General features: G+C 61.3%; 21 protein-coding genes. 12 read left to right on the plus strand and 9 right to left on the minus strand.

What is annotated here, in order from left to right; translation table 11 throughout:
- Positions 1-9: 9 nt before the first annotated feature.
- The 4 genes from D0Z70_RS17245 to D0Z70_RS17260 all read left to right on the plus strand — a co-directional run bounded on the left by D0Z70_RS17245 (position 10) and on the right by D0Z70_RS17260 (position 3,452).
- Positions 10-654 carry a GntR family transcriptional regulator gene (locus D0Z70_RS17245; protein WP_182914011.1) on the plus strand — a complete coding sequence of 215 codons (645 nt, stop codon included), beginning with the start codon at positions 10-12 and terminating at the stop codon, positions 652-654.
- 154 nt (positions 655-808) lie between these two features.
- Entirely contained in the window at positions 809-946 is a 138-nt protein-coding gene (locus D0Z70_RS17250; protein ID WP_119748591.1) for a benenodin family lasso peptide, read from the plus strand.
- Positions 947-1,215: 269 nt separating this feature from the next.
- Positions 1,216-1,692, plus strand: a complete 477-nt coding sequence (locus tag D0Z70_RS25450) for a lasso peptide biosynthesis B2 protein (RefSeq protein ID WP_275402223.1) — start codon at positions 1,216-1,218, stop codon at positions 1,690-1,692.
- A gap of 32 nt (positions 1,693-1,724) precedes the next feature.
- Entirely contained in the window at positions 1,725-3,452 is a 1,728-nt protein-coding gene (locus D0Z70_RS17260; protein WP_182914013.1) for an asparagine synthase-related protein, read from the plus strand.
- Between the two features lie 19 nt (positions 3,453-3,471).
- On the opposite strand, the gene D0Z70_RS17265 is transcribed toward D0Z70_RS17260, so the two are convergent.
- The 4 genes from D0Z70_RS17265 to D0Z70_RS17280 all read right to left on the minus strand — a co-directional run bounded on the left by D0Z70_RS17265 (position 3,472) and on the right by D0Z70_RS17280 (position 9,786).
- The gene (locus tag D0Z70_RS17265) at positions 3,472-5,547 is read right to left on the minus strand and encodes an Atxe2 family lasso peptide isopeptidase (RefSeq protein ID WP_147418784.1); all 2,076 of its coding nucleotides are present in this window, start codon (positions 5,545-5,547) and stop codon (positions 3,472-3,474) included.
- 2 nt (positions 5,548-5,549) lie between these two features.
- Positions 5,550-7,997, minus strand: coding sequence for a TonB-dependent receptor (locus D0Z70_RS17270; RefSeq protein WP_239018989.1), 2,448 nt, complete (start codon positions 7,995-7,997; stop codon positions 5,550-5,552).
- Between the two features lie 230 nt (positions 7,998-8,227).
- Positions 8,228-9,229: a FecR family protein gene (locus D0Z70_RS17275; RefSeq protein ID WP_119748601.1), complete on the minus strand. Its 1,002-nt coding sequence runs from the start codon at positions 9,227-9,229 to the stop codon at positions 8,228-8,230.
- Entirely contained in the window at positions 9,226-9,786 is a 561-nt protein-coding gene (locus tag D0Z70_RS17280) for an RNA polymerase sigma factor (RefSeq protein ID WP_119748603.1), read from the minus strand. The genes D0Z70_RS17275 and D0Z70_RS17280 overlap by 4 nt, the downstream gene beginning before the upstream one ends.
- A 354-nt stretch (positions 9,787-10,140) precedes the next feature.
- On the opposite strand from D0Z70_RS17280, the gene D0Z70_RS17285 reads away from it, so the two are divergent.
- On the plus strand, positions 10,141-10,485 hold the full coding sequence (locus D0Z70_RS17285) for a helix-turn-helix domain-containing protein (protein WP_119748605.1): 345 nt from the start codon (positions 10,141-10,143) through the stop codon (positions 10,483-10,485).
- A 276-nt stretch (positions 10,486-10,761) separates the two neighbouring features.
- Here the strand turns inward: D0Z70_RS17285 and D0Z70_RS17290 are convergent, their stop codons facing one another.
- The 3 genes from D0Z70_RS17290 to D0Z70_RS17300 all read right to left on the minus strand — a co-directional run bounded on the left by D0Z70_RS17290 (position 10,762) and on the right by D0Z70_RS17300 (position 12,720).
- Positions 10,762-11,109, minus strand: coding sequence for a MarR family transcriptional regulator (locus D0Z70_RS17290; protein ID WP_119748607.1), 348 nt, complete (start codon positions 11,107-11,109; stop codon positions 10,762-10,764).
- A gap of 73 nt (positions 11,110-11,182) precedes the next feature.
- Positions 11,183-12,097: a phytanoyl-CoA dioxygenase family protein gene (locus D0Z70_RS17295; protein WP_338054914.1), complete on the minus strand. Its 915-nt coding sequence runs from the start codon at positions 12,095-12,097 to the stop codon at positions 11,183-11,185.
- Positions 12,094-12,720 carry an acyl-homoserine-lactone synthase gene (locus D0Z70_RS17300; RefSeq protein WP_119748609.1) on the minus strand — a complete coding sequence of 209 codons (627 nt, stop codon included), beginning with the start codon at positions 12,718-12,720 and terminating at the stop codon, positions 12,094-12,096. The genes D0Z70_RS17295 and D0Z70_RS17300 overlap by 4 nt, the downstream gene beginning before the upstream one ends.
- Positions 12,721-12,983: 263 nt before the next feature.
- On the opposite strand from D0Z70_RS17300, the gene D0Z70_RS17305 reads away from it, so the two are divergent.
- Positions 12,984-13,442, plus strand: a complete 459-nt coding sequence (locus D0Z70_RS17305) for a sigma factor-like helix-turn-helix DNA-binding protein (RefSeq protein ID WP_119748611.1) — start codon at positions 12,984-12,986, stop codon at positions 13,440-13,442.
- Between the two features lie 27 nt (positions 13,443-13,469).
- On the opposite strand, the gene D0Z70_RS17310 is transcribed toward D0Z70_RS17305, so the two are convergent.
- Positions 13,470-13,721 (minus strand): hypothetical protein, encoded by a 252-nt coding sequence (locus tag D0Z70_RS17310; protein WP_147418785.1) that lies wholly within the window; start codon positions 13,719-13,721, stop codon positions 13,470-13,472.
- A 258-nt stretch (positions 13,722-13,979) separates the two neighbouring features.
- On the opposite strand from D0Z70_RS17310, the gene D0Z70_RS17315 reads away from it, so the two are divergent.
- The 6 genes from D0Z70_RS17315 to D0Z70_RS17340 all read left to right on the plus strand — a co-directional run bounded on the left by D0Z70_RS17315 (position 13,980) and on the right by D0Z70_RS17340 (position 22,566).
- A complete protein-coding gene (locus tag D0Z70_RS17315) occupies positions 13,980-14,903 on the plus strand; it encodes a DUF7146 domain-containing protein (protein ID WP_119748616.1) in 924 nt (307 codons plus the stop codon).
- Between the two features lie 33 nt (positions 14,904-14,936).
- Positions 14,937-16,958, plus strand: a complete 2,022-nt coding sequence (locus tag D0Z70_RS17320) for a ParB/RepB/Spo0J family partition protein (protein ID WP_119748618.1) — start codon at positions 14,937-14,939, stop codon at positions 16,956-16,958.
- A gap of 153 nt (positions 16,959-17,111) precedes the next feature.
- Complete coding sequence (locus D0Z70_RS17325) at positions 17,112-21,398, plus strand: strawberry notch-like NTP hydrolase domain-containing protein (RefSeq protein WP_119748620.1); 4,287 nt, start codon at positions 17,112-17,114, stop codon at positions 21,396-21,398.
- 142 nt (positions 21,399-21,540) lie between these two features.
- Positions 21,541-21,744, plus strand: a complete 204-nt coding sequence (locus tag D0Z70_RS24965; protein WP_182914014.1) for a type II toxin-antitoxin system Phd/YefM family antitoxin — start codon at positions 21,541-21,543, stop codon at positions 21,742-21,744.
- A gap of 172 nt (positions 21,745-21,916) precedes the next feature.
- Positions 21,917-22,162 (plus strand): type II toxin-antitoxin system VapB family antitoxin, encoded by a 246-nt coding sequence (locus D0Z70_RS17335; protein WP_119748624.1) that lies wholly within the window; start codon positions 21,917-21,919, stop codon positions 22,160-22,162.
- The gene (locus D0Z70_RS17340) at positions 22,162-22,566 is read left to right on the plus strand and encodes a type II toxin-antitoxin system VapC family toxin (protein ID WP_119748626.1); all 405 of its coding nucleotides are present in this window, start codon (positions 22,162-22,164) and stop codon (positions 22,564-22,566) included. The genes D0Z70_RS17335 and D0Z70_RS17340 overlap by 1 nt, the downstream gene beginning before the upstream one ends.
- A gap of 64 nt (positions 22,567-22,630) precedes the next feature.
- Here D0Z70_RS17340 and D0Z70_RS17345 read toward each other — a convergent pair whose 3' ends face one another.
- Positions 22,631-22,993 carry a hypothetical protein gene (locus D0Z70_RS17345; RefSeq protein ID WP_239018990.1) on the minus strand — a complete coding sequence of 121 codons (363 nt, stop codon included), beginning with the start codon at positions 22,991-22,993 and terminating at the stop codon, positions 22,631-22,633.
- Positions 22,994-23,085 lie beyond the last annotated feature (92 nt).

Consider the following 23,085-nt stretch of genomic DNA (forward strand, 5'->3'; position numbering starts at 1 on the left):
GCGCGGAAGATGGCGCCCGAAGCGCTTACCTCCGAGCGGGTCTATGCAGGCCTGCGCCGTGCGATCGTCGGCGGATATTACGCCCCCGGCACCACGCTTGTCGCACAGGCAATAGCCGAGGAATTTGGCACAAGCATCGCGCCAGTGCGCGATGCCATTCACCGACTGGTAGGGGAGGGTTTGATCGAGGCACATCATGGCGGGGGCTTCCAGCTTCCCGTCCTCACCGAACAAGATCTCCGGGATCTGTATGTCTGGCATGGCCAGGTCTTGCGTCTCGCGATCAAACATCGCTCAAGCCCCAGCATCAGCATCGACATGTCTTCTACCTTGGGCGCTCTTGACCCAAACGATACCCGCGCGATCACCGACGCAACGACGGAATTGTTCGGCCGACTGGCAGCCGGCTCGCGCAACCGGCTTCATGCGACGGCGATCGCGACCGTGGCTGACAAGCTGTATGCGACTCGGTTGCGCGAGTCGTCGATCAAGGACCGTGTTGGCGAACTCCAAGCGGTCTGGATCGCGACCGTGTCCGGTCGAGAATCGACCATCCGTGACGCTATCTGGGCCTATCATCGGCGGAGATTGCGCCGCGTTCCAGCTCTTATAAAATCGGGCGGCGGCGCGATGGCCGCGCAAGAATTTGATTAGATTGGCCCAATCCGTAGCGACGTGAGCGTCATCTCCGGTCTAGCGTCGGCCACGCATATAAGCTCCCATATCGGGCACTTATAACGTCTCGAATACGCTCCCCGGCCGGTAGCATTGCACCGCCGCAATCCGCGGCAAATGAAGGAGCTTTGTTATGGACCGCGCAAATTCCGAACTCGACCAACCCATCATCGATCTCGGGTCGGTCGTGACCGAAACCAAGGGCGCCAACAAAGGCGGCCCTGACACGTTCACGCTCCCCATGAACCAGTCGGGGATCTCGGACGACTGACCGCCTGCGGCGCGCACTGCTCGGGCAGTGCGCGCCCTTCTCAGATTTCATTCAGAAACATTGGCAACATGCTCGCTATGGATAGTCGCGGCTATAGTCTCCGAGCCGATATCGCCTTTTGCGTTGCTAATCGACGTGTGGTTTTTCTGAACTTGGCAACTGCACGATATTTCGCCTTGTCGCCCACACTCGATGCAGCGTTCCAACGAACCATGCAGTCGGAAATGGCCGAACCAACGGATATCGCCCAACTGGTCGAAGCAGGCCTGATGTCTCAAGATTTTCAACCGCGAAGATCGCATTCAGCGCCAAATCTTCCGACTCCCACGCGGGATATCCCGTGTGTCACGCGGTCCAATACCAAGCGATTGCTCGCCCACTGCATTCTGGCTCAGCTTATGGCGGCCCGACGCCTACGGCGCAGGACGCTTATCGATACAGTCCGGTGGATATGCCAACGCCGCACGTTACTGTCAGACAGGATCTCGGCTAACTCCGAGGGGCAGTGGCCGAAAATCGCTGGCGCCTTCCTCGCCACGCATATGCTACGCATAAATTCCGATCACTGTCTCACCAGCTCATTGGCGGCGCTTGATGTCGGACTCTCGCTTAGTGCCGACGCTCAGCTGGTGTTCGGCGTCTACCCGTCGCCGTTTTCGGCCCACAGCTGGCTGCAGGCAGGAGACACCGTGCTGAACGATCGCGTGGAATATGTCCGAACGTTCACGCCGATCATGGCCGTCTAATGGTCACCCGATACCTGATCCTTGTCGGTCGCGTGGCCGACGAAGACCGGCAAAAAGTGGTGCTAGGTAGCGCCAGCGCGATGCACGTTGCAATCGAACGGCCTGGTTTCCGGGCGTTGGTCAACGATGAAATGGCCAGCTTGATCCTCCCGCGCGGTACGGGATGTATTATCGGAAAACTCTTCGCGAAATTCGGCCCCGCCCGTTCGATATCTCCTGAAGATCAGGAGGAGGGGGATCGCATCGCGTCACAGAGCGTCGCCGGCTTGATCAATCGCTACTGGGGCGAATATGTCGCGTGCTTCTTGCAACCACGCGGCGTGACGATCCTCCGCGACCCAGGCGCTGCATGCCCATGCTACTATCTGAGGCTCGTGGATGGCTATGCTATCGCCTCCGACATCAGCCTTCTTGTCGAATTCAAGTTCCTCCGCCCTCATGTCGCGTGGGACCAAATCCCTCGCTATCTCAGCGCGAAGGACCTGCCTTTCGAGCATACCGGCCTCCAGGGCGTTCGCGAACTGCTGGCTGGAACGACGTTGACGGTCAGCAATGATCGCGCGGAAATTGCTTTGGCTTGGTCGCCTTGGGACCATGTGGAGCGAGATGCTCCGCCCGAGAGCGAAGACTTGCCGGCCCGGCTTTGGCGCACCGTTCATCAGTGTGTACGGTCCGCAGTCTCCGACATCGATTCAGGCTTGCTAATGTTATCGGGGGGCCTCGATTCCTCCGTTGTGGCATCATGCCTTGCTGGCGCGGCGACGCAAATATCCGCCATGACAATGGTCTCGTCGGATGCCTATGGTGACGAACGGCAATATGCTCAGGAAATGGCCTCCCACCAAGGCCTCCATCTCCACGAGCACCATTACAGCCTCGACGATATAGACCTATCCAAGTCTGTCGCGGCACGCCTTCCAAAGCCGGTCGCGGCCATTCACGAACTTGCTCTCTATTCGGCTGTCGTCAGAAGATGTCGGGAAATCGGTGCCAGCGCGGTGATAACCGGTAATGGCGGAGACAACGTATTCTATAATAGCAGCTCGGTTCGACCATTCTTCGACCGTCTCAAGGATGATGGGTTTTCCGTAGGCGCCTTTCATACCTTCAATGACATTTGCTCCATCACACGGGTTAGTTCGGGGAAAGCCCTGAAGGCTATCGCCTCGTTCGCGCTCCGGCCGCGGCACGAGTACGTCTGGGAGAGAGAAACCAGCTTTCTAGACGCAGCCCTGACAGCGAGCCTCCGCAAAACAACATACGATCACGCCTGGTTATCCAGTCCACCCGGGGCGGCGGTTGGCAAGCTGGGCCATATCGCCTTTCTCTTGCGCATGCAGAACCACATCGAAGGGTATCTTCGATCCGATGATCTTCCCGTGATCAACCCACTTACCAGCCAGCCCGTGCTTGAGCTTGCCCTGGCAATACCAACCTGGCGCCAATTCGAAGGTGGTATCAACAGATCTGTCGTACGACGCGCGTTCCAGCAACATCTCCCGCCTTTGATCCTTGATCGCAGGCAAAAGGGAAGCCCGGGAGGTTTTGCACTGAGCATAATCGAAGCCAAGGCTACTGAGATTCGCGAGCGATTGCTGGACGGCGAGTTGGTGCGCAGGCGATTTCTCGACGGCGGCGCCATCGACCATGCTCTCCGTCAAGGACCCGCGATAGGGCTTGGATATATGCGCCTTCTGTCCTTCCTCGATATTGAAGCCTGGATCCGAAATTGGGAGGAAGGACAAACGAACGCCCCGTAGGGCCTGACCCGAATTCGAACTAGAGGGCCTCATGACAGAAAGTCTGATACGAGGCCTCCATGGTGCGGCACATGGCGCTCCACCGATTGAACTCTTCCACATGGTCTGGGGCGGATTCCGGCTTGAGCCCACGAACCCAGAAGTTGAACCAATCCAGGTTGCGTTGATACACCGCGAGACGATGAGCCGGTTGCAGCTTCACATGGTGCTCATGCGGAAACACATAAAGATCGACGGCACGGCCCTTCTCGCGCAAGCCCGTCAGACTTTCCAATGCGCCCAAATACTCGTCATCCGGTGCTTGTATCAGAAGCGGAGCCCGCACGCGCGACGCATTGCGCGCGAGTGAAACAGGCGACCAAAAATCTTGCCGATCCGCGGTCAGATCCGGCCATCCGATCTCCCGATAGTAGGATTGGCCGGCGGGGCCAAGGATCCAGGCTTGCGATGGTTCCCAGCAACAACCGCTCGCGGACGCGGCGCTGAAAAGATCGCTATTGATCATAGCAAACTGAACAGTGGTCGAACCATCGCTCAAGCCTGTTATCCCGACGCGCTCAGGGTCAGCGATCCCGTCAGCGATGACCTGCTTCACCCCCGTTTCCACGGCAGATAGAATGCTTCTGCGCTCGCGAAAATTCTCTAAATTTGCCCGGTCCCGCATCGCTTGCGAGACGTCGCCCGCCGCCACGATCGGGGAGCGCGGTCTTTGCACGCTTAAAACGGCATATCCTTGATTGGCGAATAACTGAATCGGGAACTCGTCGCCCGTCCCACCGCGCAAAAATCCACGGCTAGTATATTGTACCACGATCAAAGGGTAACGCTTGCCTTTCCTATATCCCACGGGAAATACAAGATCACCGAAGCATGGGACGCGCTGGTCATTGCTCCATCGCAAACGCCGAACAGCCCCGAGATCGAGATGGGCAAAACCCGGGTTTGGATCGAACACCGTGTCCGTTCGGCCCGTACTGAGGTCGATGCGCACCAGATGTCTTGGCTGAAGCGACGTCTCACGCGCGCAGATGGCGCTCTCGCCCGCAGGAATGCAATCGATCAGCGCGGCATCGGTCTCATATAGCTTCCTGGGCGTCGCCGTTCCCACCTCCCAATCATAGAGAGCCGTCTGACTGTCGGCCCAACCACCGCGCCGCAGGTACAGGACGTGATTCATTCCGGCGAGTTCGGGCTTACCGATTACCCCACCGCACAAAGGGCTGGGGCAAACGATTTCCTTGTCCTCGCGCCGAGCAACGACGCGACCCACCCCCAAACTGTCTTCCCTGGTGCCGGCTTGCCATCTGTCCACCGATGGAGCTGCTCCAAGGCCACTAAAAAGCTCTGCCTCCGCGCTCGTTGCGCTTCGTACCTGTCCGGTCAGGATAACGACGCTATAGGACACGGGGAGGGGGCCGGGAGCGAACGGCTCGTTTCGAGCCACCGGTGAAAATCGGCCGTCAAAATGATAGCCGATCAGTGCCTCGCGGCCCAGCGCAAGACTGGAGGATTCCCGGTCCAGGGTCTTGACGACGATCGCACTGCCATCAGCCGTGAAGCGGAAATCCTCGATGTCCTGATCGCCGTGTGTCAGGGCTCCTCCGCCTGATCCGTCTACTGCTGTTCGCCAGACCTGGACTTTGTTGCCGACGAGCTTGAGGAAAGCCACTGTCGTCCCATCTGGCGCCCAACGCGGAGTGATCACCAACGGGAAGCCGGTCGGGAAGTCTGCCTTCCCAAGAAGGTTATCGAACTTCCAGAATATGGCTCCCGGCCCGCTATCGACGAGATTGGCCCGCCCATCTTTTGAAATAATATAGATTCCGCTGCAGTAGGTATTGGAGTCCGGGACTGCCCGCCTGACGCCGACGGCGATTTGGCTTCCGTCCGGCGACAATGTGAACAGCGGATCCTCGGTGAGATCGGGCAGTGATCCCATATCAAGCAAGCCCGCCAAGTCCTCGGCTCTAAGTGTGCGGGCTGCAACTGACCGGTCGACCGCCAAAACACGATCACAATTCGCCGCCGCTGCCGCCGCGCAGGCAGGGAAAGTGAGTAGCCACAGGGCCACCCAGCACAACATCGGACGGATCACGATCAGAACTGCTTGGTCAGCGTAAGGCTTATGAAGCGACCGATGCTGGGATAATTGGTCGCGTCATAATTCGGACTTGTTCCGCCCGATGTACGGATCAACCCCGGCTTCTCATCGAAGAGATTGCTGATAGATGCGACAATATCCAGCCCCGCCGCGAGGCCAGATCCCTTGGGTTTTATCCGCAGTATCGCATTGACCGACACGAAGTCGCGAACTGTTACAAACGGCGTTGCCCGATTGTCCTCGGTGCTTCCGATATAGTTGATGACAGCCGTCAGCGTGAAAACATCGTGTGACCAGTCGGCACTCCCCTGCGCCCGCCAGTGCGGCGGATTAAAAATGACGCCGGCTCGCTGGAGATCTGGTTGGTTGGCGCTCAGTCGCTGGCGACTTTTGAGATAGCTCGCGGTGCCGGCTAGATTGAAGTTGTCTCGGCCGATGTTGAAGTCATAGGCCGCATCAAAATCAAATCCCTTTATAACCTGGCGTGCTGCATTCCGGTATTGGTTACCGATAATCGCTCCGACGTTTGCGGGATCATAGGCACCCCCGGTTTGGTTGTCGACGCCGAGAGGCAGTCCTGCTGTTTCCGCTGCGACTTGCGCTAGCGTGGGATTGAACAATATCAGGTTTTGATAAGTCGTGCCGCTAAACGCCTGCGTATAATCCAAAATTGGTACAACGACCCTGTCAGAATAGTGAATTTCGAAACGGCTCAACTGGACTTTGAGACCGGGCACCGAAGAAGGGCGTAGCTCCGCAGTCGCGGTCCAACTCGACGCTTTCTCCGGTTTGAGCGTTTCGTTTCCCCCGCTCACCAGGAGAATGTTTCTGTTATCGGCTGGCAAGGGGAAGAAATCGGTTGCTGCCACGAGCGCAACCGATTTTGGCTGGTTGATCTGTGCCAAGGTCGGCGCTTTGAACGATCGACCCCAGCTGGTTTTGAGCGTCAAATCATCAAAGGGCTTGTAAATGAGGCCGAGTTTGGGCGTCGCCAACCCGCCGATGCCGCTATAGTGCTCGTAGCGGGCGGCGGCGGAAAGTTGTAGCCGCCTGACCAGCGGAATGTCGTTCGCCTCTGCGACGAGGGGCACGGACAATTCTCCGTAGCCGTAGGCGACGGTTCGATGATCATCGTATGCCAGAAGCGGTTGCGCGCCGGCACTCGTGATCTGCTGTACCGAAGCAACCAGGCTCAGCGAGCGGATACCCGCTCCGACAGCAACCCTGACCGGGCCCCCGGGCAAGGTGAAGACCGGCCCCTCACCGCTGAGCTCTCCCGACCACAAGCCATTATCGTATCGGACCATATTGCGAGCGAACAAGCTGCCCGAAAAGTATATTGCTGCTTGCGCCTTGCTGTCGCTTGCCGCGCGGCTGCCGCGGGCGATCAGTTGCCAATTCGCGGGCAGGTCGATTTTCAGGGACGGACTGATCGAATAGCTGAAGACCTTCGGCGTCGTGACCACGCCCAATTGGGTTGCGTCGGCGGAGTTCGTAAAAGGTAGCGACGCTCGCGATTCATGCTCGTTAATGTTCCCGTCGATATCGAACTCTACTGCCGGGCTGAGCGATTGATGACCAGAAACGACACCGCTGATCTCGCGTTGCGAGGGTAGCAGCGACATGTTCGGCTGCAGTGTTTGGGTGTAGGATCGCTGCCCCGCGGTGATGGACGAACTCCTGTTAAAGTCGCCAGCCACCATGAAGCCGCCCGTCGACCACCGATGCCCGGTGACCGCGCTGGATTGGTGTTGAACATCACCGCCATCTGTCGCAGCGCCGAAGCGTGCGCTTGCCAACACGCCCTCGAAGTCCCGACGCAAAATGATATTCGCCACGCCGCCGACGGCATCTGAACCGTACAAGGCTGATGAGCCGTCCGCTACCAAGTCAACGCGCTCGATTGCCGCAAGCGGAATTGACGATATATCGATGCCCTGGTTGACGGCATCATAGGCGAGTCTGTGACCGTTTAGCAGCGTCAGCGTCGCATCCGGCCCAAGGCCCCGCAGGTTCAGGGTGGACGACGAATTGAAGTTTTCCGATCCGCTTTGCACGCTCGAAATAACGCCCGGATTCTGCCCACCGACATAGTTTTGAGGAATACTACGAGCGAAAGAACCGAGGTCGGTGAAGCCGCCACCTTCAATCTGGCTTCTGGTTGTCTGCGTTAGAGGCGAAGCAGGCTCCGCACCGCGGATCCGCGAACCTGTGACGACGATATCCGCTCCACCGCCCGCCGCGTCGGCTACCGCCGCGCGAGGGGCTTCAGCTCGCCCCGTGATGTAAATTGTTCCACCGCTAATTTCCGCGACGAGCTCGGTGCCTTTTAAGAGCTGAGCAAGCGCCTGTTCAGGTGTGTAGTGCCCTTTCAGAGCCGGCGCATGCTTGCCCCGCAGGTCGCCGCTTGGCGCCACGAGCTCAAGTCCGGACTGTCGCGCCATATCGCGAAGCGCGTATTTCAAATCCTGAGATGCAACGTCGTAATCTCGTGGCGACGAATCCTGGGCCCAGCTCGCCGAACTCAATAGGAGAGAGGCAGCGACCGCTCCCGCGCACACACCAACCCGAAACCGCCTCATGCCAATGCCCCCATAGAGCCCACCGCAATTTCGGGTGGGTGCATTGGCTTTGACGGGACGTTTTCAAATGTGGGGCATTTCGCGCCCGGATGTCAGTTTGGACTCTTGAGTAACAATCGACCTGGCTGCCCTCGATCGATCAACAACCCCAGCACCTTCGCGAGTTTTTGCGCAACGGCTTCGGCATCGGAAACATCAAGGTCCGCGAAAACCTCCCGGCGTCCGATTGCTTGATCGGCAAACACGATCTTCACCGAGGAAGAGCGATTGACCCTCTCGGCGATCTCGGCAGCGGGAACGTCGTCGAAGTTCTCCAGCGAACGCGCCGAGCTTGTCGCCGACCTTTCTGGCGTGGGCGCCGGAGCCACCGCCGCCGACGGCGGATAGGAGGCTTGTTCCCCGGGTCCCAGACGGACGACCTTCTCGGGCCTGTTCGCGGATGATCGCGGATAGGTAACCTCGATCGCACCACTGATAAGGCGAACTTTAACCTCCCCGTCGATCGCCACTTCGAACAGCGTGCCAGTCGCTTTCACCTTGCCGCCCGCCGCGTAGACAACGAACGGCCGCGTAACATTGTGGGCCACAGCAAACCGGGCTTTGCCGCCCAAGAGACGGACCGACCGCTCGGACTTCGAGAAATCGGCCTCGATGCGGCCATGTGCGAAGAGCGTGACGACCGACGCGTCGCTAAGCGTGAAGCTGCGATCCGTCTCGCCCGCGGCATAGGCCAATATCGGCGCTTTGCCCGAGACACCGATCCCGCCGTTGCCGAGTGACATGTGGAGCACACCGAACACGCCAGCAGCAGCGATGCCGATTGCAACCATCCCACCGACGGCGATCATTCTTCCTTTTGGAACCCACCCGACCGACTCCCGCGCGGGTCGCGTGATGGCGCGCAGAACGGGCGCCTGCGCAGCGGCGTCGCTGGCTCGACCAACCTCGATCGCCACGCGCTTATAAACGGCACGGTACTCGTCATCCTTCGACAACCAGCGCTCGAGCGCTGCGGCGTGCCGGACCGGATCATCGAGCATCTTCATGACCCATTTGTAGGCCTGCCGCTCTATCCTCGTGGGATGATCGCTCATCGGTTCCTCCGATGCTGATCGATATGAGCAATGGCCTTTAGCATCTGCCTCTTAACACCCCAAACGCTCATCCCGACTTTAGCGGCTATTTCCTTGTAGGTGAAACCATCGACGCGGCTCAGCAGGAATATCTCCAACGTCTTCGGCTTTAGCTCGCGCAGGACTGCTGTGTAGTGAGCGAGTTCCTGACGGCCCTCCAACTCCCGGTGCTGATCATATTCCGTAGGATGATCGAGCCCCTCTACCAGCGGCACCGACACTTCCAATAGACGGGTCGAGGCGCGCTCGGCACGATCCCGCAGCAGATTGGTCGCAATGCGTCTCAGATACGCCTGCGGCGTCGCGATCTGGGTCGCCGGTGACGCCCGTAGAAACCTGGTCAGTGCTTCATGGGTCAGATCATCAGCTTCGTCGTGGGAGCCAAGCCGTCTCCGAAAAAACCGCATGAGACTTGGAACCTCCGACCGGTAAATCGCCTCGAATTCCACGCCGCCCGAAACCTTGGAGTCCGGTAGGTCACGCCGCCCGGCGTGCTCGGCACTGTCCTCCAGCGCCATTAGAAGATCTGCAGAGACGCGTTTGCGCGATGTGCATAACGACCGTCATCAGCCCCGCTCCGATCCCGGCACAAAGATCCCCACAGAGCCCCCCGGTTGCGAACGACATCAAGCCGTGGGAGCCGAGCATTCCGCCTTCCGTAACCCAGTCGGTTGAACCTTGTAGGTGACTCGCTCGCTTCGAGTTTCCCGCACATCTCGATATCCCTTGGCCCACGATCCCGCCGTTTTGTCCGGAAGGAATCTTAGCCCCTTCGACGATATGTGCAAGTAGAAGCATCATATGGTGTTAAAAACACCTGGCATGTGTGGGTGTCCCGTTGAGCTCCCCGTAGGTGGGTTGGGGAGCTCACGATGGATTTGCACAAACGGTTCGGTAACTTGGTGCGTGCTCACCGCCTTCGATTAGGCATGAAGCAGGCCGAACTGGCGGAAGCAGCCGGCCTATCTCCCAATATGATCGGGAAGGTTGAGAGGGGGGAGGCTGCCCTCAGATTTCCTAACATCGAACAAATTGCGCGTGCCCTTGAAGTGGATCCTGCAGAACTGTTCGCGATTGATCCAGGGTCAAAACACTACCAGCGGCCGGACCTTTTCGATCTGACGGCCGAACTCTCCGGTTTGAGCGATGTCGAGTTGAAGTGGGCTAGCGAAATGCTTGCCCTTACGCTTCGGATGTTTCGATCAAACACGCGGTAGAAAAATAGCACGCCCGCCATTTCGCACCTACGCGCTCAGCAATCCGGCGGCGCTGACGACCAGTGACTGCCGCCGTTGGGGGTGAGGGAAGGGGGCAGGAGAAGGTGGTCGTAGGAAGCAGTGTGCCCTGTCAGTCTCTCAATGGTCGACCAGGAGCGCTGTGCCGGAATCGGTCATAAGCTGCAGCAGGATGGGTCCGAACGGGAAGGACGGCCTGTCCCACCATCCGTCGCCGTGACACGTCGCGGCCACCCCGGCTTCCACCTGCGACCCGCGCTACCGTAGCCGGTCAAAGAGATCATTCAGCAGCGAAATGCAGGCTTGCGTCAACCCAACGGATACACGCCGACCGTCCTGCCCGTCGGCACTGCGCGTCAATAGCCCCTTCTTGGTAAGTTCGGCGATCTTTCGATGCGCGCTGGTCGTCGGCACATGGGAGGCCATGCACAGTGACCAGAGATAGGTCTTTCGACCTTCGAGGTGCGCTAGATAGAGATCCAGCAACATATCCCAGGTCGGAACCGGGCAGAGGTCGAACCCCAACGCAGCGCCGACAAGCTTGCGCTCGGCAAGGAGCCGGAGGCAGACCTCTTTTCTACCTTTTTCAGGATCGTCAGCGTTCATCTGCGTCGAACTTTTCTGGGACAGGCTCAATGCCGGGCGTGACGGCCCCGCACACGACGGTGCGGGGGCGCCATTACGCCGCAGGCACCGCCGACCCTTGAGGAACGATCGCGCCAGCTCGATAGAGCTCGATCAGCTCCTCCTGCTCCAGACGCAGCGCATCGATGGCGCCGAGCGCGTCGGAATCACCGTTGAGCATATGCGATGGGCAGCGCCCTTCGTAGGTACCGAGATTTGGGCGATGGGCGCGATATCCGGCAAGCGCCGCAAGCTCCGGATCGAACGACCGTGCGATCTCAGGCGGATAGGCCAGCCAGGGCAACTCGTAGGGCTTCAACCAACCCAAACTGTAGCTCACGATCATCCCGCGTCTTGGCCGTCGGGTGCGGTTCGCGCCGCCGGCATGCAGGATCGATCCGAGGAACAGTAGCGCAGCACCTGGCTGCATCTCGATACTGACGCCTTCGGCCGCGTCGATCACAATCTCGTCCTGTCGCCGGTGGCTCCCCGGCCAGACAACGGTCGCGCCATTTTCCGCTGTGTACGGCGAGAACGGCCACATCACGTTGATGAGATACTCGACCCCCTCGGTGTGAACCGGCCACATGTCCTGATCACGATGCGGTGGCTGTGCGTCCCCTCCCGGCAAAATTTCGATCGCCTGGGTGAGGTTGAGCTGGATCGTATCGCAATGACGACCCAGTATCGCCTCGACGGTCGAAAGCACCGTCTTATGCTGAACGAACGCGGCCATATGCGCGCTGCGGCGCAACAGCCCATGAAACCGCTTGGTAGTGTCACCATAAAAGGGACCGACCGAGAGTTTCGTGGCGTGGAATACAGGCTCCAGGTCGGCTGCCAGCGCGCGCACGATAGCGGTGGGCATGGCATTCGGGATCACGCAGTAACCATGGGCGAACAACGCCTCGGCCTGCTCTCCCAATCCGGAGTGAAGCGGATCACCGGTGACGGTGGACATCTCGTTCATGCCAGCGCCCTTTCCGCGACATCTGCAAACGAGAGCGGCGCAGGCCTATAGGTGCCGGCATCGCGCAGCAGGTGCGGCGTTTCGGGTGTGATGTCGATTCTGAGCGCGCCGGTCAGGCTGCGGCCGATCTTCTGCGGCAGGCCGAGCGGCCAGCAATCCCAGCCGAGCGCCAAAACCTGGCTGAGCCAGCCGGAATCAGCAATGCAGGTAAATGCCGTGATCCCATGCAGAAGCGCGTATTCAACGGCCGCGGTCGTCAAAGCGTTGCGTACAATCAGGCGCTCCGGCGCCCGCAGGCGCATCGACAAACATCCCCGGCTTATCTCGAAGATTTCAGGCGAGCGCGGCACAGCGTCGTCGCACAGCTCGGGAAAGATCGTCCCCAGTATGTGCGGCCCATCGGTCGGCAGAAGCCGGATCGAGCCGCGATGCGCTCCGCTCTCGTCGGCGGCAACCAGGTAGATTGCACGCTCGTCATCGAACTGGTCGATCTCGAAGCAACCATCGACGACCGGAACGTCCCACTTCAGAAGATCGACGAAGACATGTTTGCGATCGCGATGCATCGCATCGAGGATCGCGCTGGACCCGGGCGCCTGGGCGCCCCGAAAAATCTGGATCATGATTTTCTCCCGATTACAACGGGATGCATCTCGTTCGAAATTTAGGCAGCGCGCACCCGGCTAGGTAGAGGGTTGAACCGCATTTCGGGGCGAAATCAGCCGATTCACGCCGGCACTGGCTGTGCAGGGTCGACCGTCACGGTTGATCTTGCGCCAGACGCGATGCGGGCGGGAGGGGAGAGAAGGGCGAGCGGGCGAGTCGTTCGGATCAGCGACAGGCTGTCGAAGCTGATCTGGGTGCCGATCCCTGCAGGAGCTCGTCCATGCCCTTCCGCCATCTCTGGGAACGACTGCGCGCGGGACGCACGGTCGTACCGCAAACGCGCGCCGCACAGCGCCGTCACCTTCTCGAAAGGTCCACGCGGCTAGGTTCCCCCGCCGTGGCGCTGGCCAGGTCACGCTACGCGGATCACGACAATATCGTCATCGACCCGCTGGAGACGGAAGCCAGGATCCATCCAGACGGATTTGCAGTACGAGCCTGGGTGCTGGTGCCAAAGGGCGACGTGCCCGAAGATCGGCTCGAGGCGATCTCCAATAGCCTCCACAAACTCGCTCGACTGTCCCCGGATGCTCAGCAGATCTTCTTCCTGGCTACGAGTTACGGTTTACGCGTCCAGGAGATTGCATCCCTGCTTGGGGTCAGCCCGCGCAAGGTGCGCCGTTCGATCCTCACCGCGATCGCCGCTCTCGATACGCGAGAAACCTGGAGCAGGCTCTGAAGCCGTTAAGTCCACCAGGAGTCGGCCTTACATCTTGCGATGAGAGCAGACGTACAACGGCGCGGGCAGTTCGGCCCACATCGCCTCGAACTCCTCTTCGGTCGTGGGCACGGGGCGCTGCTCGGCGACGTCGATCGCGAGCGAAAGATGACACGCAAAGGCCGTCAGACCCGCGCCGCCCCGATCGAGAATCTCCAGCGCTTCCTTCATCAAGGACACGGCTTTCACGACCGCAGGGTCGGCTGCGCTCACGAGTTCTTCATCGCGAACGATCGACATGACATTTCCCATCGCATTCCCTTCACCACTGGCATGTTCGTACGTAGGCGTGCGACACAATCGCTCATCCCGATCCGATAGGATCGTCGAGCGCGGCGTCAGCGAGGTCCTTTATCGTTATCCTATGGTTGATCGAATTCATCGACCAGACGGCAATCATAAATTCGTGCCCATTTTGGGAGAAGCCCTTTTGAGGGCAGCCGACGCACGCGACCTATTGCGTGTTGCCCGGAGAATTTCCCGACGAAAGTCATCTCTATGCCCACAACTGATTGCACTGCCGGCCGCGCGGAGCTGGAAGCACGCGGCATGGCGCTCGTCCGTTATCTTGGCGGACACTGGACTGGCGGCAAAGGCATGTGCCGCTGCCCTGCGCACCCGGACCGAACCCCAAGTCTTTCGGTGCGGACCGGCGACACCGACCTCCTCTTCAAATGCTTCGCGGGCTGCGACACAATCGATGTCCTGCGCGCGATCACTCGGCTTGGACCGATACCTTCAAGCGGAACCGCGACCGGAATCCTTCTGCCGCCAGCCGCCGATGAGGGCTGGCTGCGATCACGTGCCACCGACCTTTGGGACGAGGCGCGCGCCATCATGGACACGCCGGTCGAGCGATATTTGCTGAACCGTGCGATCGGCCATGTCTCGCCGGCGCTCCGCTTTCACCCGCGCACGCCGCTCGGGCCACGGCGCCAGATCGTCTTTCGCCCCGCGATGCTCGCCGCCGTTCAGGAGGGCACTCGCGTGATAGCCGTCCAGCGGACCTTCCTGGACACGTTGCTCGCGCGGCGGGCACGAGATCTTGGAAATCCCCGTCGCATGCTGGGGCATCCGGCACGCGGCGCCGTCATGCTGTCCGATGCCACCGACGTGCTTGGCCTGGCGGAAGGCGTTGAAACCGCGCTCTCCGCCATGATCCTGCTCGGCTTCCCCGTCTGGGCCGTCCTTGGCAATGAGCGGCTCGGCAGGATTGCGGTCCCATCCGACGTAGAACGTCTGATACTCCTGCCCGACAATGACCGACCGGGCCGCCGCGCAGAGATTGTCGCGCGGGAAGCCCATGCCACGCGCGGACGGACGATCGAAACGATCTGGCCATGGCACGGCCTGAACGACTGGAACGATGTTCTACGACGGGAAGGGGAGAGGGGTGGGGGGCGGAGGCGGCAGGCGGCCTGACGGTCGGGTCGCGTTCGCCTTCGGAGAATATCCATGTCCCAGCTACCCATCCTGGTACCGGCATCGAAGCTCACCAAGTCGCCGACCAACGTCCGCAAATCAACCGACCCTGTCGCCGACGCACAGCTCGAGGCGAACATCGCCGAAAAAGGCATCATCCAGAACCTCATTGGCGTGCCCGTCGCACGCAAGAAGGGTCAGTATCGCATCACCGCGGGCGGACGCCGGCTCGACGCCGTCCACCGGCTCATCGACAAGGCCGTTTTCGATGCCGACTATCTCGTGCCCGTGTTGCCGCTCGCCGACCCCAAGGACGCGATCGAAATCAGCCTCGCGGAGAATTTCTTTCGCTTGGCCATGAATCCCGCGGAGGCCTGCCGCGCCTTTCAGGATGTCATCGAGACCGAGGGCAAGACCCCGGCCGATGTCGCAAAACGGTTCGGCGTGACCGAAAAATTCGTGCACGGGCGGTTGCGCCTCGCAGCCCTTGCCGAACCCGTCTTCGATGCGCTGGCCTCCAACGCCATCACCCTCGACGTCGCCATGGCGTATGCCGCCACCTCGGACACCGAACGCCAGACTGCTGTTTTCAGCCAGATGGGCGAGGGCTATCATCGCTCCAACGTGAGCGAAATCCGCCGACAGCTTGCGTCGTTCAGTTACAGGGCGAGCGATCCACGCGCGCTGCTGGTTGGCCGCGATGCCTATCTCGCCGCAGGCGGCCGAATCGATAAGGATCTGTTCTCGGACGCCGACAGCGAAAGCTGGCTCGACACGCAGATTGTTGACGCTCTCGCGGAGGAAGCCCTCGCTGCAGCCGCCGAAGCCATTCGCGAGCGTGACGGTTTTCAGGAAGTAAGAGCCGTTGCGGCGACGCATGTTCCCTATACCGAGACCTACGCGCTGCAGCCACTTCGTGGCGACCTGCCGCCGCTCGCGCCCGAGCAGGAAACGCGCCAGGCCGAGATCAAAGCCGAACTCGAGGAGATCGCCTCAGCGCGCGAGGATGAAGGTTATGCGCCCAGTGTAGATGACGAATTGCGGAACGACGCCCTCGAAGCTGAACTCGCCTCGATCACCGAGCGCACTCCGGTCCTGACCGACACGCAGAAGGCAGAAGCCGTCGCCTATATCGTCATCGGTCCAGACGGCTCCCCGCGCGTCCACGAGCAGCTCTATGTCGCACCTGAACCGAACACTGCGGAAGATCAGGGCGATGGTGCCGAGCGGGACCCCGAAGCTGACGAGGCAATCGTCATCGCGAACGATGCCAAGCCTGTGATCAGTCAGCGCCTCGCCGATGAGCTGGCGGTGATGAAGACCGAGCTTATCGCCATCCATGTTGCCAGCGACCCGGTCTTCGCGCTTGATCTCGGCACCTTCATCATGGTCGAAGCGGCCTCCCGACCGATGGACAGCGACGACGTTCCGAGCGAGCTTCGGGCGACCCGCCCGACACCGCGTGTGCAGGGATTTGACAGCGGCACGCCTGCTGCAGCCGAATGGACCAAGCTCGAGAAGGCGCTCAATCGCAGCTGGATCAGTCACGAGACGATCCAGCAACGCTACGACGCCTTTTGCGCGCTTGACGATGCTGATCGCGCTGCCTGGCTGGGCTGGGCAATCGCCCGCACGATCGACGCGGTTCCAAGCGGAAGGACCGGCAGCGACTTCCTCGACCATCTGGGGGCCAAGCTCGCCATCGACGTCGCGACGTGGTGGCGCCCGACCGCGCGGGCCTATTTCGACCGCATCACCAAGCCGGCGATCCTGGGTCTGTTCGAAGAGGTCGGTGGAGTCGAGCTCAAGCAACGCTACAGCGCGAGCAAGAAACACGACCTCGCGGCCTCGGCCGAACGTCTGTTCGCGGGCGACATCATCGTCGAGGCCGATGTGAAGGCCAGGGCCGTGCGGTGGATCCCCGACGGTATGCGCTTCTCGGCCAATCCGGCTGCGGCCAGCACCGAGACCGTGGCGGATGAGACGATCACGGACGAAGCGCCAGTTGGCTCTGCGCCCGCCCAGGGGGCCCCGCCGCTCGCCGACGCCGCCTGACGCTTAACCCGGCGGCCAGCTTCGGCCGGCTGCCGGGCATCTTCGCCATCGCCGCGCTCCGCTCGACCTGCACCCGTCACCAATCGCCACCGTGAGGGGAGGGAGCGGGAACGGATGTGGTGCGCCATGCGCCCGCCATCAGGAGAATCCCTTATGTCCCAGCCCTTGCTCGCGCTCATACCGCCCGATCCCGCTGATCGCCCTTACGCGACCCTGATCACCGTCGCCCGCTCGATCCATCAACTGCTCCATCGGCAGGGTACGATCAGCCGACAGGCCCTGCAGAAGTTGATGACGCAAGGCTTCGGGGGCACCGACGCTTCCGGGGCCTGGTCGATGCGAGATGCTTATGAAGCGCTCGAAACAGCGCAGGTACTCCTCCTCCGCGCGTGCGACTGCCGCCATCTTTCCGGCGCGACCCCGCAGGATCGGTTTCGTTCGCTCCAGTCGCTCGAGCGCTCCCTCCCGACGCAGACCTACCGCTCTGAACGCCAGGTCGATCTGCAGCAGTTCAGCACGCCGCTAACCCTCGCCTGGCTCGCCGGAATGGCCGCCGCCATTGACAAGACCGACCGCGTTCTCGAACCTTCCGCCGGCACCGGCTTGCTGGCAATCCACGCGGCCCGTGCAGGCGCCTCCCTCATCCTCAACGAGCGCGATCCCCAGCGCGCAGCGTTGCTCGGCGAGGCGCTCAACCAGCCCGTCACCGATCATGATGGCGAGCATATCGACGATCTCCTGCCCGCCACGGCACGTCCGACAACAGTGCTGATCAACCCGCCCTTCAGCCGCAGCGCATCACGCGGGCATGACCGGCACGCCGGCGCGCGTCATCTCCGGTCGGCATTGCTGCGACTTGCCCCAGGCGGGCGCTGTGTCGCGATCATGTCCCCAGGCTTCGCCCGCGCCAACACCGGAGGCCCTGGTTATGAGGCGGTCTGCGAGGTCGCGACGCCGCGCGTCGAGATCGACATCGAAGGCAGCCCCTATGCGAAACATGGCACCTCGATCAATGTCCGCCTGCTGGTGTTCGACAAGGGCTGGTCAGGCGCCACCGAACATCACCGCGCGGCCAATCTGGAAGCTGCACTGCCGCTGGTCCTGGCTCTGCCGCCGCGCCTCACGCTTGACCAGCCGCCGCCGGCGCCGGCCGCTGCCGGAATCAGACCCCGCCTGCCGACCCGGCCTGCTTCAAATGGATTGCTGCGCGGCCTGACGACCAAGGCACTTACTGCTCCCACGCCGACAGCCCCGCCGCCATCACCCATCGCCCCGCTCGCGTATCGCGTCCGAGACGAGATCCGCCCCGCCGGCGAGGCCAGCGGGATCTATGCACCCTGGCGGCTCGCACGCATCGATATCGATGGTGCCAATCCCCATCCCGACGCCCTGGTCGAGTCGCTGGCGATGGCATCGGTTCTGCCGCCCGCGCCGCGCTATCGCCCGATGCTGCCCGACCGCACCGTCCGAGCGCTTTCCGACGCCCAGCTTGAGGTCATCATCCAGGCCGGCGACGCCTTCGAGCGCAACTTGCCCGGGCGCTTTCGGGCTAACGACGCCGGCGATCGCCTGATCGAGGACGAAAACGGCAAGGCGTACCGCACCGGTTTCTATATCGGCGACGGCACCGGCGTCGGTAAAGGGCGAGAGGCGGCCGGCTGCATCATGGACCAATGGTGCCAGGGACGCCGTAAGGCCATCTATCTCTCGAAGAGCAGCGCGCTGGAGGTCGAAGCGAAGCGCGACTGGACCGCCCTTGGCGGCCTCTCCGTCGACGTTCAGGGGCTCGACGTTTTCCCGCTGGGCAAGCCGATCGCCATGCCGTCCGGAATCCTCTTTTGCACCTATGCCACATTACGCTCCCAGCGGCATGATGAAGCCTCCCGGCTCCAGCAGATCCTCGACTGGCTCGGGGAGGATTTCGATGGCATCATCGTGATCGACGAGGCCCACGCGCTCGCCAACGCCGCCGGCACCGAAACGCAATTCGGGGCCGCCAAGGGCTCCGAGCAGGGGCTTGCCGGCGTCCGTCTCCAGAATGCGCTGCCGCGTGCCCGCATTCTCTATCTGTCCGCGACCGGGGCCACCGACCCCGCCAACCTCTGCTACGCAACGCGGCTCGGTCTCTGGGGACCGGGCACAGCCTTTCCCGACCGGAACGCCTTCATGGCGGCGATGAACGAAGGCGGCATTGCCGCCATGGAGATCGTCGCGCGCGACCTGAAGGCCATGGGCCTCTATACCGCCCGGGCGCTCAGCTTCGCTGGCGTCGAATATGAAGCGCTCGAGCACCAGTTGACCGCTGACCAGATCGATATCTACGATGCATTTGCGGATAGCTGGAGCATCATTCACCGAAATCTCGACGAGGTGCTGAAAGCCTCCGGTATCGTCGATCGCATGTCGGGCGACGTCCTCAATGCCCAGGCGCGCAGTTCCGCCCTCAGCCGCTTCGAAAGCTCGAAACAACGCTTCTTTTCGGCCTTGCTGGTCGCGCTCAAAATGCCGACCCTCGTCAAGGCTATCGAAGCCGAGATCGCCCACGGTCACGCGGCGGTCGTCCAGCTTGTCACCACGGCGGAAGCGATCCTCGATCGACGCCTTGCAGGGCTCTCCGACGAAGAACGTGCGAGCCTGGACCTTGAGCTCTCACCGCTCGACACGCTGATCGAGTATCTGCGCAGCGGCTTTCCGACGCGGCAGATGCGGACCTTCCGCACCGATGGGGGTGACCTACGGTCGGAGCTGATGGTCGATGAACATGGCAATCCCGTCCATTGTCAGGAAGCGATCCGCGCCCGCGACAATCTGATCGAACAGCTTTGTTCGATGCCGGCTATCCCCGCAGCCCTCGACTCCCTGCTCCGGCATTTTGGTACCGACGCCGTCGCGGAAATCACCGGCCGCAGCCGCCGTATCATTGTCGACAGAACCGGGCGCCAGAAGCTCGAACGGCGCGGCGCCCGTGCGAGCATCGCCGACGCCGACGCCTTTCAGGACGGGCGCAAAGCCGTGCTGGTCTTCTCCGATGCGGGCGGCACCGGGCGCAGCTATCATGCCGAGCGCAACGCCAAAAGCGCCGGGAAACGCCGCATCCATTTCCTCCTCGAGCCCGGGTGGCGCGCGGCCGCCGCCGTCCAGGGGTTGGGTCGCACGCACCGAACCAACCAGACCGTGCCCCCGGTGTTCCGCCCCGTCACCACCGACTGCAAGGGCGAGCGCCGCTTCATTTCCACCATCGCGCGTCGACTCGACAGCCTGGGGGCGCTCACGCGCGGCCAGCGACAGACCGGGGGCCAGAACCTGTTCGACCCAGCCGATAATCTCGAAAGCGATTCTGCCCGCGAAGCACTCAATCAATGGTATCATCTGCTCCACGACGGCAAGCTCGCCAGCGCTACGCTTGAAGCCTTCGTTGAACTGACGGGGCTGAAGCTCGTCAATGCCGACGACGGTTCGCTGCTCGAGCATCTGCCGCCGATCCAACGCTGGCTGAACCGCATTCTCGCGCTGCGCATTGCCACCCAGAACGCCATTTTTGAGGAATATCTCGGCCTCATCCAGGCCCGGGTCGACGCGGCACGCGAAGCCGGCACCCTCGATGTCGGCGTCGAAACCATCCTCGCCGAGAAGATCATCCGTCTCGACGACCAGCTTCTCCGGCGCGACCCGGTCACCGGCGCCGAAACCCGCCTGCAGCGTCTCGAACTGCACATCAAACGCCATGCGACCAGTTTTCACCGATTGATGACGGTCTGGGGCGAGACTCCCGACATCGGCTATCTGTGGAACAGCCGATCCGGACGTGTCGCGCTGCGCGTCCCATCCTGGTCCGTCACCGACGAGGAAGGCCGCATCATTCCGATGTGTCGCATGGTGCGCCCGACCGGCAGCGATCGCCTTGATGCAGCGTCGCTATGGCATTCACACTGGACCTCGATCGAACCAGCCGATTTCCAGTCGCGCTGGGACGAAGAAGCCGTCGAAGCGCAGTCGAAAGTCGATGTAGAGACGATCAGTATCGCAACCGGCCTGCTCCTGCCGGTCTGGCACAAATTGCCCACCGATGATGTCCGCGTATGGCGCGTCTCGGACGAAGGTGGCAACAGTCTCCTCGGGCGCATCGTGCCCGACCACGCCATCGGCGCTCTGGCGTCCGCCTTCGGTATCGACGCGGAACTCCGGCTCACGCCGCAGCAGATCATCGCCGCCGCCAGGGACGGCGCCGGGGCACCGCTGCCAGGATTCGGCGACGCGCGCCTGGTAACGGCGCTCGTCAATGGACAGCGCCGCCTTGAGATCAAGGACTTCCCGCCCGAGCGGCGCGAGTGGCTGAAATCGCTCGGATGCTTCGTCGAGATCATAACCTATAAGGCTCGGATGTTTGTGCCGGTCGCCCGGGCGGAGGAGATACTGACAACCATCATGCCGGATTCGTGATGGCCCGAACTTCCTCACCCGATTCAGGTTCAAAAGGTCCTTGCAACCTCTATTATGCGGGAATGAGGAGCACGCCACGTCGAATGCGAGCGTTTCGTCCGCGGAGTTCCAGAAGACTGTCGGCCATTTCGGCCGCGAGGCGATGCGCGCGCCGCTGACGATCACCAACCATGATAGCGCCAGCCTCGTCATGATGTCTGCGGCCGAATATGACCGCCTGAAGCGCCGTGATCGCCAGGTTCTCACTATGGACGATTTTACCGACGAGGACAGGGCCGCCGTCGCGGCGAGCAAGGCGCCTTCTGACGCTGCGACGTTCGATTCCGAACTCGACACCTCATCGTAACATTTCCGGCGCCGGTGCCGAGTCTCATCTGCACACGCGGTTCTCGGGGCGACGAGTCTAGGCCTGGGTGGGAAGAAGACGGAATCGGTGCGCCACGGCCGTAAGGATCAATCTTGCCAATGTAGATCAGATAATCTACATAGTACATATATGCACCTACACGGGGTTCGCCATGACCATCAACGTCAACAATCCGCAAGCCGACGCCCTTACGCGCAAATTTGCCGATATGGCTGGCGTCGGCATTACAGATGCGATCGTCATTGCCATGAAAGAAGCGATCGAGCGCAGGCGTGGCATAGAGACGCCCCTTGAAACAGCAGCGAGGCTTAGAGACAGGCACGGCATCACGATCAGCAGCGAGACCAGGAAGCCGCTGCCCAAGCACGTCTTCGATGAGATGTGGGACGAGCGCTGATGTTCGTCGATGCCTGCGCGATCATTGCCCTTCTCTCCGACGAACCGGAAGCGAACCGGGTATCTGAAGCTATTGCCGCTGCCGAAAGGAGAATGACCTCTCCGGTCGCGGTGCTGGAGGCGGCGCTCGGCCTTGCCCGTCCCGACAAGTTCAACCTGTCGGTCGAAGCCGTTGCACCTGTCATTCTCGAATTCCTGGACGAACGCGGGATCGAGGTTCGAGATATGCCTCCCGCGACCAATACGACCAGCCTCGCCCTATACGCAGCGCATCGATATCGCTCAGGACGCCACGGCTTGAACCTCGGCGATTGCCTGCATTATGCCTGTGCCAAATATTATCATGTGCCGATCCTGGCGACCCATGATGAGTTTCGGCAGACGGATCTCGAAACGGTCCCATGACCGCCGATGGATCACATAGTAGGTCCGCCACTCTGGCTCGGCAGCTTTATTCCAATGATATCCTTCAGGGTTCCAGTTGGGCCATGATCCGCTCAGCATAGCGCGCGTCGCTTAGATCAAGGCCGGCAAACGGCACAAAGCCTTCAATCGTCATCGCGATTGATTTGAGCCCAGCTACCCTGAAGCTAGCCAGTTTCGCCTCCTCAGGCGCTCCACCGTTCCGTTCGATCACGACCGCATCAACGAAGGGCGCATCGTGACGTGTGTAGAGAATGTGCGGCGCTAGAATGACCATGCCGCGATTATAGGTGGCACGAACGCATAACTGATTGCGGATCGCCTGCGAAAGCAGCGCCAGGGCATCGAATTCTGCGGAACCGTCGTCGCTACGAGGCCGAATCGACAGTGTCTTCCGCGGGGCTTGCATATCCCGACAGCTAAAGGTGGGGCATCATCATCGCAAGCGACCAACGAGACGCGCAACTCCCCCGATACCTGTTCCGCTGACCCCGCCCCATC

The sequence above is a fragment of the Sphingobium terrigena genome (assembly GCF_003591655.1).
Lineage (GTDB): Bacteria > Pseudomonadota > Alphaproteobacteria > Sphingomonadales > Sphingomonadaceae > Sphingobium > Sphingobium terrigena.